Here is a 13941-nt window from a genome sequence, read left to right on the forward strand (position 1 = left end):
CCGGCGTAATCGGACTAAACCGCGCCGGCGGCCGGCCGGTGCTGGCGCAACAGTTCGATCTGCTGCGATGGAACCAGCTCGCGCAACGCCTTATAGAGCGCCCGTGTTTCCAGCAGATTCCAGATGCGTAGCATGGTTTCCAGCGCATCCAGGGGTTTGCTGATGAAGTCCCGGGCGCCCAGCGCCAGGGCGCGCAGGCGGGTGTCGCGGGTGGCGTCGGCAGTCAGCACCAGGATCGGCAGGTAGTCGTTTGCCGGGATGCGCCGGTTGAGCTGCTCCAGCACGGCGAAGCCATCGAATGCCGGCATGTGCAGGTCCAGGATCACCAGGTCAGGCTCAAAACTGTTGAACAGGTCGAGGGTGCGCAAAGGCTCGGTGCTGCTCAGTACGTTGTGCAGCCCTTCGCGAGCCAGCAACTGCTCCATCAGGTCCAGGTTGGGGCGCTGATCGTCAACGATCAGGATGCGCAAATCGCGATTCATGCGGGCTCCGGTAAATAACGTTCAAGGTGGCCGAGAAAGGCCTGGATATGAATGGGTTTGGTCAGGATCGCTGTGGCCCCGGCTTCGTGCAGGGCACGGTGGGTCAGGTCGCTGGCATCGGCGGTGATCATCAGTACCGGTGTGGACGCCGTAGCCGCCGATTGCCGCAAGCGGCGCAGCACCTCCAGGCCTGTCAGGTCCGGCAGGGTCACGTCCAGCAGGATCAACTGCGGGGCGTGCTGGCGAGCCAGGTCCAGGCCCAACTGGCCTTGCATGCTCGACAGCAGTTGAATACCCGGACGTCGCTGCATCAGGGTCTCGATCAGCGCCAGGCTCGACAGGTTGTCTTCGATGCACAGTATCTTGCCGTGATATTCGACTGACGGACGCGGTGCCTTCAGCGCGACGATGGGGGGCAAGCGGGCGTGTTCCACCCGGGCACCGGGCAATTGCAGGGTGAAACAACAACCTTGCCCCGGCTCGCTGTGGACCTGCAGGCTGCCTTGCATCATTTCCAGCAGGCTCTTGCTCAAGGACAGCCCAAGACCGGTGCCCTCGACCTGTGGATCGGCACCCAGGCGCTCGAACGGCTTGAACAACCGGTCAAGCTGCTCAGGGGCAATGCCATGCCCGGTGTCGCTGACGGCAATGCTGACTCGCGGCCCCTGGGTGGTCACCTCAATGCGCACTTCACCGCCGGGCCGGTTGTACTTGATGGCGTTGGACAACAGATTGAGTAGCACCTGCACCAGGCGTTGACGGTCGGCCAGCACACCGCTGCTGTCGGGTAGCGGCGCCAGCTCGGCCAACTGAATTCCGGCGTCGGCCGCCATGGGTGAAACCAGCGTCAGGGCTTCATGCAACACCGTCGTCAAGGCAATCGGCTCAATGTTCAGCGGCAGACGACCGGCCTCGATCCGGGCAATGTCCAGCACCTCGTTGATCAACGCCAGCAGATGCTGACCGGCGCGCAGGATGTGACTGACCTGTGGGCGCTGGCCGGCGCTGGAGTCCATGTCCAGCAGTTGCGCGAAGCCGAGTATGGCGTTCAGGGGGGTGCGCAGTTCGTGGCTCATGCGCGAAAGAAATTCGCTCTTGGCGCGGCTGGCGCTTTCGGCTTCTTCACGGGCGGTGCGCAGGGCGATCTCGGCGGCGCGGCGGTCAGTGATGTCGCGGGTGATCTTGGAAAACCCGCGCAGGGTGCCGGTACTGTCGTACTGGGCAGTGATGACCACACTGGCCCAGAAGCGGCTGCCGTCCTTGCGACAGCGCCAGCCTTCTTCCATGTAATGACCGTCACGGGCCGCTTCGTGCAGCGCCATGTCCGGGTGCGCCGGGCATTCTTCGCTCAGATAGAACAACGAAAAATGCCGGCCGAGGATTTCCTGTTCGGTGTAACCCTTGATCCGTTCGGCGCCGGCGTTCCAGGTAATGACATGGCCTTGGGCGTCCAGCGCAAAGATGCCGTAGTCCTTCACCCCATCGATGATCAGTCGCAAGCGTTCTTCGTTATCCCGCAGAGCCCGCTCGCGTTCGGCAAGCAACTGCCCGGCCTCTACCAGACGAGTGCCCAACTGGCCGATTTCGTCCTGCTCCGGCGGTTGCGGCAACAACGGTTGACCCAAGGCCAGGCGCTGAGCGTTGCCTTGCACCTGTTGCACGCGGGCGACAATGCCCTTGGACAGGAACAGCACCGCCACGATGGCGCCAAGCAGCCCGCACAGCGCCGCCAGTAGCGTGGCGAACAACAGGCGCATGCGCGTGGCCGAGGCGGCGGCACTGCGGTCGGCGAGCAGGGCGTCCTCACGTATACGCATCGCGTTGATCTGCTCGCGCAGCACGTCCAGGACGTGTTTGTTTTCGATCAGAATCGTCGTGATGGCCGCTGTGTCATCGGCCTTGCCGTTGCGCAAGGCATCCAGCCCATCGAGTTTTTCTGCGATCAGTGGGGTGATGGTCTTGAGGCGCTCGCGCATCCGGGCGTCGCGGATGTTGTGGTCCAACCGTTGCAACGCGGCCTTGATCAGCGGCGTGGCCTGTTCGTAGCTGGGCAGGAAGTCTTCGCGCCGGGTCAGCAGGTAACCGCGCACGCTGGCTGCGGCTTCGGCCAGCAGGGTATGCACCGTCTGGATATCGCCCTGGACCAGCAGCACCCGGCGCACGTCTTCTTCGGCCCGGGCGGTCTGGCGTTCGGTGATGTAGATCAGCACCAGCGACAGCAACAGCACCACCAGGGGCAGGGAAATGACCACCAATGCCTTGCCCCGCAATGGCAGGTTGGCCCAGCGGCGGGCGGCGAGGAATCTCATGGCCATTGCCCGCTGGGTTGTGCCACCAACCCCAGGGCAACACCGCGCACGGCGGCCTGGGTTCGATCGGCGGCTCCCAACTTGCCGATGACGCGCTCCACGTGGGCCTTGGCGGTGCCGGGGGCGATGCCGAGTTTTTCGCCGATTTCACGGTTGCTGAAGCCGCCGGCCACCAGCCCCAACACCTGGCGCTCGCGGGCTGTCAGGGCCTGGACCGGGGTAGCGCCACTGGCACCGCGCTCGGCCATGCGCCGCAGCAGGCGCGCACTGACCGAACTGTTCAGGGCCTCTTCGCCCTGGGCGACCCGTTTGAGGGCGTCCAGCACTTCATCGCGGCTGGCATCCTTGAGCAGATAACCGACCGCGCCCGCGCCGATGGCGGCTTCAAGGTGATCAGGGCTGTCGTCCATGGTGAAGATCACCACTTTGATCCCCGGCTGGCGCTGCTGCAGGATGCGCGCCGCCCCCAGACCATTGAGCACCGGCATGCGAATGTCGAGAATGGCGATGTCCGGTTGCAGCCGCTCGCACAGATCGAGGGCTTCCTGGCCGTCGCTGGCCTGGCCGACGACTTCGAACCCCGGGCTGCCGGCCAGCATGCTGATAAAACCGGTGCGGGTCACTTCGTGATCATCGGCCAAAAGCAGGCGTAAAGGGGACGTCATGAGTGTGTTCCGTGGGTGGGTAGGGGGACGCTGGCCAGCAAACGGGTGCCGCCATCGGGCTGGCTGAAACAGCTCAGGTGGCCGCCCAGCAGGCTGGCTCGTTCCTGCATGGCCGCCAGGCCCAGATGGCAGGTGCCATTGGTCTCGATGGGTTGTTCCAGAGCAAAACCACGGCCATTGTCTTCGACCCGCAGCGAGGCCCGGTCGTCGCTCACCATCAATCCCAGGCGTACATGGCTGGCCCGGGCGTGCTTGAGAATGTTGTTGATGCCTTCCTGGGCAATGCGGAACAAGGCGATTTCGGTGTTGCCCGGCAGGCGAGCGGCGCTGTGCTCGGCCCAGTCCACCGACAGGCCTGCATCCCGCAGGCGGTCGGCTTCCTTGTCGACGGCTTTGTACAGACCGAAGTCATCCAGCGCATGGGGACGCAGACCGCCGATCAACTGCCGGCCTTCGCCGACACAACCCCGGGCGAGATCGAGGATGGCCTGCAAGTCGTTCGCCAGGGCCGGCGGCAGAGGCGGGCAGCGACCGGCGAACCCCTGCAGGCGCTGATGCAGGCCGGCCAGGTTCTGTGCCAGACCATCATGCAGGTCGTAGGCCACACGCTTGCGTTCGTCTTCCTGGGCGCTGAACAATCGATGGACCAGCTCGGACATGGTGCGTTCGCGGGCCTGCAACGCTTCGAGCAGACGACTGTTTTCCAGATGGGCAGCCAGCAGGGTCGCCAGCAATTGCAGTGACTCAATATCCTCGTTGTCCGGCGTGCCCAGGGCTACGCCGTTGCCCAGCAATAAAGCCCCGAACACCACACCGTCGGAACCACGCAACGGAACGCGCAAGACCTGGGGCAGGGCGCTGCCAGGGTACTCCAGCCATTGTGGCTCGGCTGACGGCGGCTGAGCCAGGTTGGCAAGCAGATCGAGCCGTTCTTGGCTGCCATGGCTGGCGATGGTGCAAAACGTGGTGTCCGCTGCCCACTCCAGCAGCAGGCCATGATCCATGGCCATGAATGCGCACGCTCGTTGCACTGCGCGCTGGCGCATCGCCGACAGGGGCAATTGCGTCAGTTCATGGCCGGTGCCCAACAGCAGGCGCAGGCGTGCGGCACGACTTTGCGACTGGCGATATTGGGTTCGGATGGCCAGGGCACTGCCGGGGTCATGGGGTGGGCTTTGCATGATAGGGCTCCAGCGTGGATGGGACCGGTCGGCGTGGCGGTATTAGAGCGTGTCATCAGCACCGGGCCTATCTGCCGAACGGCATAGGCAATCGGCACCGGTTGGCCGATGGCGAAGGCCGCCAGGCCCGGCAAAGTCGGCTCATTGAAACCCACAGGAACGTTACGATGAAACTGAAAACCTTCGCCGCTGCCGCTTTTTTCATGCTGACCACACCCTTGGCCCTGGCACTTGAAACAACGCCATACGTTTATCGCACCGTAGCCGAGCAGCCACAGAATCAGAATGACCGTGAAATCGCCGCATTGTTCGACCGTTGGAACGCGGCCCTCAAAACCGGCAACGCTGCTGCAGTAACCAGCCTGTATGCGCCGGATGCGATATTGCAGCCCACCGTATCCAACCAGGTGCGCAACACGGCGGCACTGATCCAGGATTACTTTGAACACTTCCTGGCCGGCAAGCCGGTGGGGCAGATCAACTACCGGGAAATCCGTCACCTGGGACCTGACGCGGCGATGGACAGTGGTGTCTATACCTTTGCCCTGACCAACGCCGACGGCTCCAAGCGCGAGGTTCAGGCGCGCTACACCTTTATCTATGAACGCATTGACGGTCAGTGGAAGATCCTTAACCACCACTCCTCGGCCATGCCGCAAGTCCAGAAGCAACTGCATGCCAGCCACTGAGGCCGTTTGAACAAATGAGTTCGTCCCTGGCTGCGTTGGGGGGGGGGCGAACCACCCGTTTGGCAGGCTGGCAAAAAACGATAGGCCAGTGTCATTAACAGAGCGGTTCGATAAAGAAGTTGGATTCGTGCGGGAACATTAATTAGAATCACTCTCATTTAATGTATTCCTTGCACAAGGCTTCTTGACATGTCTGATGCAGCTACGCCAACGGAGCGTTCCTTGCACGCGCTGTACCGAGACCACGGTGGCTGGCTGGAAGGCTGGTTGAGACGACGCATGGGCAATGCCTGGGATGCCGCGGACCTGCGCCAGGACACGTTCCTGCGGGTACTGTCCAGCGCTCAGCCATTGGCCGATCTGCACGAACCCCGCGCTTATCTGCTGACAGTCGGCAAGCGTCTGTTGAGCAACTTTTACGCGCGCCGCAACTTGGAGCAGGCTTACCTCGACGCCTTGGCGAGCTTGCCGCCAGCGTGCGTACCGTCCCCGGAGCAGCGCTGGCTGCTGCTGGAAACGTTGCAAGCCCTGGATGAATTGCTCGATGGCCTGCCGGCTCTGGTGCGGCGGGCTTTTTTGTGGAGCCAGCTCGAAGGCCTGGGCTACCGTGAAATCGCCGAGCGCATGCAGGTGTCGGAGCGCACCATCAAGCGCTATATGGCCCAGGCTTATGAGCATTGCCTGTTGGTGGACTTTTGATGCGCCAGGCCCCTTCGCCTGAAGCTCGCGAAGTCGCCCGGGCGGCGGCTCGCTGGCTGGCCATGATGGAGTCTGGCGGGGATGACTTCGATTGCGCCGCGCTGCAACGTTGGCGCGACAGCAGCGCCCACCACGAGGCCGCCTGGCAAAAAGCCCAGCGATTGCGCCAGCGTTTCGCCGGGGTGCCGACTTCATTGGGTATGGCGACCCTGGATCGCCCGGCATTGCCCCGTCGGGCGGTGCTCAAGCGTGCGCTCGGTGTCGCCGCGTTGGTGCCCACGGCCTGGTGGCTGGGGCGAGAGCTGCCGCTGGAGGTCTGGCGCGCCGACCTGCACACGGCCACGGGCGAACAGCGGCGCTGGTCGCTGGCCGACGGCAGCGCCTTGCAGTTGAATACCGACAGCGCCCTGGACCTGGACCTCAAGGCTCGACGCCTGGTGCTGGTGCAAGGGGAGATGGCCCTCAATGTCCAGGGGCCTGCGCCATTGGCCATTCAGGCACCGTTCGGCTTGATCTCCGTCAGCCATAGCGAGGTCTGCGTACGCCTGAATGAGCGCAGTTGCCGGGTGTCGGTCCTCAGTGGTTCGGTGCAACTGCAACCGCTGCGCGGGCCAATGCTGACACTGAAGGAAGGCGAGCAGGTCAACCTCTTGGTCTCGGGCGCCGGACCGGTGGGGGCGTTCGACGTAGCGCAGTTGGGTTGGCGTGACGGTGTACTTGTGGCGCAGAACCAGCCGTTGGGGGATTTTCTCCGTGAGCTGGGCCGATATCGCCCAGGTTTATTGCGTTGGGACCCCGCCCTGGAGTCGCTGCGGGTGACCGGCAGCTTCCGTCTGGAAAACACCGATCGAATCCTCGCGTTGCTCTCGGCCAGCCTGCCGCTGCACGTGCAAACGCGCACCCGATACTGGGTCACATTGACGCTGCGCAAAAATACTGTCTGACGCCTGTCCCCTTTTTTTGTCTCGCTTGTCATTCAAGGCAACTGAACAAAAACGAGAGCTCCCCCCAATGTCCGCAGTAGTACCTTTGCGTTTTCGCCCGGCCCTTGCCGGCTGGCGTCCGCTGTTGAACCTGAGCCTCGTGCTCAGCCTGAGCGCCAGCCCATTGTTCATGTCCTCCAGCCAAGCCGAAGAAGCTGCCCGACGCAGCTATCAGGTGCCGGCCGGCAGCCTCAGCGCCGCGCTCACCCGGTTCGCCGGCCTGGCGGGGGTCAACCTGTCGGTCGACCCGGCCCTGGTGAGCGGGCATAACAGCCCCGGTCTGTCGGGGGAGTATGCCGTGGAGGAGGGCTTTGCCCGACTGTTGCAGGGCTCGGGTCTGCAACTGCAGCCGGTGGGCGAGCAGGCTTACATCCTGACCCCGGCGCCGGAAGGCAGCAGCTTGCAACTGGCTCCCACCTCGATCATGGGGGCCACGAGCCTGGCGCAGGGCGAGCCCTATGCCGGTGGCCAGGTCGCGCGCCGCGGCTCGCAAGGCTTGCTCGGGTCGCGGGACTTCATGGAAACCCCGTTCAGCATGACCACCTATACCAGCGAAGTGGTCAAGAACCAGCAGGCTCGGACCCTGGGCGACTTGATTGCCAGCGATCCTTCGGTTCGCGCCACCAATCCGGCAGGCGGGCGTTTCGAGCAGTTCACCATTCGCGGTTTCAGCCTGTTCAACAGTGATGTCGCCTACAACGGCCTCTACGGCATCCTGCCGACCTATTCGATCGACATGGAGATGGCCGACCGCGTCGACATCATCAAGGGCCCGACCCAGCTCATCAACGGCGTCTCGCCACGTGGCAGCGTGGGTGGCGGGATCAACGTGGTGCCCAAGCGGGCCACCGACAAACCCATCACTTCGTTCACGGGCAGCTACGCCTCCAACAACCAGCTCGGCGGCGCCGTGGATGTCGCCCGGCGTTTTGGTGAAGATAACCAGTTCGGCATTCGTTTCAACGGCGTGAAGCAGTCCGGCGACACCGAATGGGATCACCAGAGTGTCGACCGTGACATGGCCGTGCTGGGCCTGGATTTTCGTGGCGAGCGTCTACGCCTCTCGACGGATATCGGGCGCACCGAGCGCGATACCGACGCACCGCAGGAGCGTGTGCTGGTAGGGGCCAACGCACAGGTCCCGCACGCCAGCGATGTGCGCCGCAACTACGCTCAGCGCTGGAGCAAGGCGCGCACCAAGGACACTTTCGGCGCGGTGAACGCGCAATACGATGTCAACGATTCCGTGATGCTGTACGGCAGTGCGGGGGCGCGCAAAAGTGATCATGACTTCCTGCGGCACAACGTTTCGGTCAGCAACGACGCTGGCGATTTCAGCGTTCAACCCCGCGACTTTACCCGCGATGAAAATGTCCGCACGGCCACGGCCGGGGTGCGCAACTGGTTCCATACCGGCCCGGTGAGCCATGAGATCAACCTGGCCGCCAGCTACTTCTACATGGATTTCACCAATGGCGGCGCTCGTTATGCTTCGTCCCCGAGCAACCTGTATGACCCGGTGCAAACGCCGACTCCGAGCGACCCCACGCGCCAGGACAGCAAGGTCTATACCGAAAACCGCTCCACCGGCGTGGCGCTGTCCGACACTCTGGGTTTCTTCGATGATCGACTGCTGCTGACCCTCGGCACCCGCTGGCAGCGGATCAAGGTTGACGACTGGACGGATAACGTCAAAGGCGCCACCGCGTACGACGAGGAAAAGATGTCGCCGTCGGGCGGAATCCTGTTCAAGGCAACCGATAAGCTGTCGTTGTATGCCAACTACATGGAAGGTTTGAGCCAGGGCAAGATCGCGCCATCGACCTCGATCAACGAGGACGAAATATTCCCGCCGTTCATCAGTCGTCAGGTCGAGGTGGGAGCCAAATATGACGCGGGTGCGCTCGCCGTCACCGCCGCCGTCTTCCGGATCAAGCAGCCTGCCTACGCCACCGATGCCACGACCCGTGTCTTCGGCCCGAACGGCAAACGCGAGAACACCGGGGTTGAGTTGAGCGTGTTCGGTGAGCCGCTCAAGGGTTTGCGTTTGCTCGGCGGGGTCATGTATATCGACAGCGAGTTGACCGATACCACCGATGGTGCCTTTGATGGTAATCGGGCGCCGGCCACGCCCAAATACAATGTCAACCTGGGCGCCGAGTGGGATGTGCCGACCGTGCAGGGCCTGACCCTGACCAGCCGCGCCATCCACTCCAGTTCGCAGTACCTGGACCAGTCCAACACCAAGGAAATCGATTCCTGGGAGCGTGTGGATGTAGGCGCGCGCTACGCGTTCAAGGTGGACCAGAAGAACATCACCCTGCGTGCCAATGTCGAGAACGTCGCGGACAAGCGCTACTGGAGTTCAGCCGGCGCCTCGGATGACAGCGAGGCAGGCTTGACCCTGGCAACGCCGCGCACTTACCTGCTTTCGGCCACCGTGGACTTCTAGACCGATGTGCAGCTTCAGGGATGAAGCTGTTTCTCAGGCGTCACGGAACAGGTCGTGGGCATCCAGCAAGCGCCAGGCGATTTCGGGACGTTTTTCCAACCCGCGTCGAATGGCGGTGGGGATCGACTGGCGAATCTTGCGGCACAAGCCGGGCTGCTCCTGGAACTCGATGGCGATGCCGCGCATGGTGCGTACTTCGTTGTAGCCGGGTTCGACGCTCAGGCGGATTCCGAGGTTCTCGTACATACGCTGCTGCAACCGTTGGAGTTCGTCCAGGCTCTGGATATTTTCCAGCCGTTCGAGCAGGCGTTTTTCTTCCTGACGGTTCAAGCAAAGAATGCGCAGGTCACTGCCCGGGGTTTGCAGCAACGCATCACGCCCGCAGTCACAGACACCAGGCGGGCAGGGGGGACGGATCGGAATCGACGCGGTCATGGGCTCCACAGGTCAGCAACGAGCAAATCGCCTCTGAGTGTATCGGCGGTCCAGGCAATGTGATGCCTGGCGGCATGCCGGTCAACCCTGGCGAGTGGCCGCTTGTCTAGCGCCGTTGTGAGCGGGCGCTGGGCCGAGCCCGCAGTAGCAATGTGGGAGCGGGCTTGCTCGCGAAGACGGTTGTTCGTCCAGCATTGCTACCTGCTGACGCACCGCCTTCGCGAGCAAGCCCGCTCCCACAAGGTTTCTGTTGCTTATACAAATGCCGTGCGCCTACAGCCCCAAGTCAGACAGCCCCGGATGATCATCCGGCCGGCGACCCAGCGGCCAATGGAATTTGCGTTCGCTTTCCTGGATCGGCATGTCGTTGATGCAGGCGTAGCGGTTGGACATCAACCCTTGCTCGTCAAACTCCCAGTTTTCATTGCCGTAGGAACGGAACCAGTTGCCCGAATCGTCGTGCCATTCGTAGGCGTAGCGCACGGCGATACGGTTACCGGTGAAGGCCCACAGTTCTTTGATCAGCCGGTAGTCCAGTTCCTTGGCCCATTTACGGGTCAGGAAGGCCTTGGCCTCTTCGCGGTTATGGGCGAATTCGGCACGGTTGCGCCATTGAGTGTCCAGCGTATAGGCCAGGGACACCCGTTGTGGGTCGCGGGAGTTCCAGCCGTCTTCGGCCAGGCGGACTTTTTCAATGGCCGATTCACGGGTGAAAGGCGGCAGCGGCGGACGAACTTCAGCAGTGGATGACATGGCAGATCTCCAGTGAGTGATCGAGCAAGTGGCACAGCGGTTTACGGGAACGGGTTATTCAGTTTCAGCCAATAAGGACTTCAGTATGTTTTGGGCCTGGTCAGCGGCGCTGTGATCGCCCATGACCAGTGCGACGGTAATGGCGCCATCGATCAGGATCAGTAACTGCCGGGCCAAGGCTTCCGGGCTCTCGACGCCTTGTTCTGTGCACAGCCGAGTTACATAGTCGAGCAACTTCTGTTTATGCAGTTTGGCGACCTGGCGGACCGGGTTCTGTGGGTCGCCGGTTTCGCCACTGGTGTTGATGAACGCACAGCCACGGAAACCTTCGCTGTCGAACCAGGTTTTGAGCACGGTAAACAGGTTGAGCAGCCGGGCGCGCGGAGTAGGGGCCTTGTCGACCTCACTGCTGAACCAGTGCATCCAGCGTTCGTCGCGCCGCTGGAGTGCGGCCACGATCAGATCGTCCTTGTTGGCAAAGTAGCGATAAATGCTCTTTCTGGAGACGCCGGCGGTTTTCACCAGCCGATCCATGCCGGTGGCCGCGATGCCACTTTTATAGATCAACTTTTCGGCGACATCGAGAATAATGTTTCGGGTCTCATTGCTATTGATTTCGTTCATGGCGCTAACAGTAGAACGATCGTTCTCCTTGGTCAAGTTGTTTTTTCATGACGCCCTGAAGACCCGAACCCATCGATGGTGTAAGCTCAACCACTCTTCGGATTCGACCTTTTGCGAGCCCTATGCCGTCGCTTTTCAAACGCCCCTTGCTGCCTAAGCTGCGCAGCTTTGCACTGACCGCCGATGCCGTGACCATCCTCGATGGCGCCGCCGAGTTCCGCCGTTGCCTGCTGGAGCAAATCGCCCAGGCCACCCAGCGCATCTACATCGTCGCCCTGTACCTGCAAGAGGACGAGGCCGGGCAGGAAATCCTCGATGCCTTGCACGCCGCCAAGGCCAAGCGTCCGGAACTGGACGTGGTCGTGGTGGTGGACTGGCTGCGGGCTCAGCGCGGGCTGATCGGCGCCAAGAAGCAGCCGGGCAATTCGGCGTGGTATCAGGAACAGACCCGCACTCACGCCAGCGAAGTGCCGATCTACGGCGTGCCGGTGCAGACCCGCGAGTTGTTCGGCGTGCTGCACCTCAAAGGCTTCGTGATCGACGACTGTGTGCTTTACAGCGGTGCCAGCCTCAATAACGTCTATCTGCACAAGTTCGACAAATACCGCTACGACCGCTACCACCTGTTGCGCAACGAGGCACTGGCCGACTCGATGCAGCACCTGATACAGCATGGCTTGATTGCCTCCAGCGCCGTGCATCGTCTGGATTTGCCGAACCTGCCCAGCACTCGCAGCCTGCGCAAGGACATCGGCGATCTGCGCAGCCGGCTCAAGTACGCCGCGTATGACACGCAGGCCGGCAACCTCGACAAGAGCGGCCTGTCGGTGAGCCCGTTGCTGGGCGTGGGCAAGAACAATCCGTTGAGCCGGGTGATCGGCGAATTGATTGCCAGCAGTCGCCGGCAACTGACCATCTGCACGCCGTATTTCAATCTGCCCCTGGGGGTGACCCGGGAGATCAATCGCGCGCTGGCTCGCGGGGTCAGGATCGACATTATCGTCGGCGACAAAACCGCCAACGACTTCTACATGCCGCCCAGCGAGCCGTTCAAGATCATCGCCGCGCTGCCCTATCTCTACGAAATCAGCCTGCGCCGCTTCGCCAAGCGGCATCAGCGTTACATCGACAGTGGCCAACTGAACCTGCACCTGTGGCGTGACGGTGACAATACCTATCACCTCAAGGGCATGTGGATCGACGAGCGCTACACCTTGCTGACCGGCAATAACCTCAATCCACGGGCGTTTCGCCTGGACCTGGAAAACGCTTTGTTGCTGGATGACCCCAAGGGCGAACTGCTGGGGCCGCGTCAGGCCGAGCTTGAGCAGATTTACCAGCACACCCGGCGCATCGATCGATATCTGGACCTGGAAACCCTGCCGGACTATCCCGCCGCAGTCGCCAGGTTTCTGAAACGGGTCAGCCGGGTGCGGATCGAGCGGCTGCTTTACCGGATCCTGTGAAAGCCCGTGCCATGTCGGAAAAAGACACCATCTCCATCCAGTTGGTACGTGAGGCGCTGCTGCAAAGCTGCGCTCCCGGAGCGGCCACCGATGAGGTTCTGAGCAAGGTCGGCATAGACCCTGCGTTGCTCGACGACTCCCAGGCGCGGGTCCCGGCCCATGCTTATGCGCGGCTCTGGCGTTTGCTCGCCCGACGCCTGGATGACGAGTTTTTTGGCATGGACCCGCGCAAGCTCAAGTCGGGTAGCCTGGCGTTTCTCTGCCAGTGCGCCATGGCCCAACCCACGCTAGCGAGCGGCCTGACGGCGGGGCTGGGGTTCCTCTCGCTGATGTTCGAACAGTTGCCGGCCCAATGGGTCCGCCAGCAGAGCCTGGCGGAAATCGTCCTGCTGGAGGACGATCAGGATCCGCGACGGGCCTTCACCTATTTCACCTACTGGATGATTGTTCATGGCGTGGCCTGTTGGCTGGCCGGGCGGCGTATTCCGATTCTTTCCATCGAGTTGCGTTGCCCGGAACCGGATTTCTGCGACGACTATCGTGTGATGTTCTCCCGGAACCTGCGCTTTGACCGGCCCCGCACCCGGATGATCTTCTCCGCCGAATGCCTGGACCTGCCCATCCGACGTAGCGCCGAGGAACTCAACCGCTTTCTGGCCCAGGCACCGGCCAACATCCTGGTCAAATATCGCGACCCGCAAAGCCTCGCCAGCCGCATCAGACACGACCTGCGCCAATTGCCACCCGAGCAGTGGCCGGAGACCGAGGCTCTGGCCCAGCAGTTGTGCGTTTCGGCCTCGACCCTGCGCCGCCGCTTGGCGGAGGAGGGCCAGACGTATCAAGGGCTCAAGGACAGTGTGCGCAAAGAGTTGGCCATCAACTGGCTGGCCGAACCTTCCATCAGTTTCGTGGAAATCGCCGCACGCCTGGGGTTTGCCGATGCCAGCTCCTTCTACAAGGCGTTTCGCAAGTGGTCCGGGTCCAATCCGGGACATTATCGCAGCCTGATTCTCAACGATCCTGGCTGATCCGGGATGTGGGTTGAGTGGGCTTGCGCTATCGCGGGCAAGCCTTGCTCCCACATAAGGTTCGCATTGCCCCGGTGGGAGCGAGCCTGCTCGCGATAACGGCCTCCCAGACGCCACATCACCCAACCATGGCCAAACCAGTCAAGCAACTTGATGGCTTTGACCATTGCCGCCC

13 protein-coding genes are annotated in these 13941 nt (G+C 62.4%); 6 read left to right on the plus strand and 7 right to left on the minus strand.

Annotation, left to right across the window (positions count from 1 at the left end; all coding sequences use genetic code 11):
* Positions 1-14 precede the first annotated feature (14 nt).
* The 4 genes from MKS85_RS00845 to MKS85_RS00860 are packed head-to-tail and all read right to left on the minus strand — an operon-like array spanning position 15 to position 4637.
* Positions 15-482: a response regulator gene (locus MKS85_RS00845; protein WP_047226511.1), complete on the minus strand. Its 468-nt coding sequence runs from the start codon at positions 480-482 to the stop codon at positions 15-17.
* Positions 479-2791 (minus strand): ATP-binding protein, encoded by a 2313-nt coding sequence (locus MKS85_RS00850; RefSeq protein ID WP_047226510.1) that lies wholly within the window; start codon positions 2789-2791, stop codon positions 479-481. The genes MKS85_RS00845 and MKS85_RS00850 overlap by 4 nt, the downstream gene beginning before the upstream one ends.
* Positions 2788-3456, minus strand: coding sequence for a response regulator transcription factor (locus MKS85_RS00855; RefSeq protein ID WP_047226509.1), 669 nt, complete (start codon positions 3454-3456; stop codon positions 2788-2790). The genes MKS85_RS00850 and MKS85_RS00855 overlap by 4 nt, the downstream gene beginning before the upstream one ends.
* On the minus strand, positions 3453-4637 hold the full coding sequence (locus MKS85_RS00860; RefSeq protein ID WP_310662555.1) for a sensor histidine kinase: 1185 nt from the start codon (positions 4635-4637) through the stop codon (positions 3453-3455). Before MKS85_RS00860 ends, MKS85_RS00855 begins: the two co-directional genes overlap by 4 nt.
* A 167-nt stretch (positions 4638-4804) precedes the next feature.
* On the opposite strand from MKS85_RS00860, the gene MKS85_RS00865 reads away from it, so the two are divergent.
* From MKS85_RS00865 to MKS85_RS00880, 4 genes are all read left to right on the plus strand, one after another.
* On the plus strand, positions 4805-5326 hold the full coding sequence (locus MKS85_RS00865) for an SgcJ/EcaC family oxidoreductase (RefSeq protein ID WP_047226507.1): 522 nt from the start codon (positions 4805-4807) through the stop codon (positions 5324-5326).
* A gap of 189 nt (positions 5327-5515) precedes the next feature.
* Complete coding sequence (locus tag MKS85_RS00870) at positions 5516-6025, plus strand: sigma-70 family RNA polymerase sigma factor (protein ID WP_047226506.1); 510 nt, start codon at positions 5516-5518, stop codon at positions 6023-6025.
* Positions 6025-6969 carry a FecR domain-containing protein gene (locus MKS85_RS00875; protein WP_310662556.1) on the plus strand — a complete coding sequence of 315 codons (945 nt, stop codon included), beginning with the start codon at positions 6025-6027 and terminating at the stop codon, positions 6967-6969. Before MKS85_RS00870 ends, MKS85_RS00875 begins: the two co-directional genes overlap by 1 nt.
* A gap of 67 nt (positions 6970-7036) precedes the next feature.
* The gene (locus MKS85_RS00880; protein WP_310662557.1) at positions 7037-9460 is read left to right on the plus strand and encodes a TonB-dependent receptor; all 2424 of its coding nucleotides are present in this window, start codon (positions 7037-7039) and stop codon (positions 9458-9460) included.
* 33 nt (positions 9461-9493) lie between these two features.
* On the opposite strand, the gene MKS85_RS00885 is transcribed toward MKS85_RS00880, so the two are convergent.
* The 3 genes from MKS85_RS00885 to MKS85_RS00895 all read right to left on the minus strand — a co-directional run bounded on the left by MKS85_RS00885 (position 9494) and on the right by MKS85_RS00895 (position 11272).
* Positions 9494-9895 carry a hypothetical protein gene (locus tag MKS85_RS00885; protein ID WP_047226503.1) on the minus strand — a complete coding sequence of 134 codons (402 nt, stop codon included), beginning with the start codon at positions 9893-9895 and terminating at the stop codon, positions 9494-9496.
* Positions 9896-10168: 273 nt separating this feature from the next.
* Positions 10169-10648 carry a nuclear transport factor 2 family protein gene (locus MKS85_RS00890; protein WP_047226502.1) on the minus strand — a complete coding sequence of 160 codons (480 nt, stop codon included), beginning with the start codon at positions 10646-10648 and terminating at the stop codon, positions 10169-10171.
* Between the two features lie 54 nt (positions 10649-10702).
* Positions 10703-11272 carry a TetR/AcrR family transcriptional regulator gene (locus MKS85_RS00895; protein WP_310662558.1) on the minus strand — a complete coding sequence of 190 codons (570 nt, stop codon included), beginning with the start codon at positions 11270-11272 and terminating at the stop codon, positions 10703-10705.
* Positions 11273-11394: 122 nt separating this feature from the next.
* Here MKS85_RS00895 and pssA point away from each other — a divergent pair, with 122 nt between their 5' ends.
* Positions 11395-12738 carry a CDP-diacylglycerol--serine O-phosphatidyltransferase gene (gene pssA, locus MKS85_RS00900; protein WP_139050333.1) on the plus strand — a complete coding sequence of 448 codons (1344 nt, stop codon included), beginning with the start codon at positions 11395-11397 and terminating at the stop codon, positions 12736-12738.
* A gap of 11 nt (positions 12739-12749) precedes the next feature.
* On the plus strand, positions 12750-13766 hold the full coding sequence (locus MKS85_RS00905; protein WP_047226499.1) for an AraC family transcriptional regulator: 1017 nt from the start codon (positions 12750-12752) through the stop codon (positions 13764-13766).
* Positions 13767-13941 lie beyond the last annotated feature (175 nt).

The sequence above is a fragment of the Pseudomonas sp. JL2 genome (assembly GCF_031570495.1).
GTDB classification, from domain to species: Bacteria; Pseudomonadota; Gammaproteobacteria; order Pseudomonadales; family Pseudomonadaceae; genus Aquipseudomonas; species Aquipseudomonas rhizophila.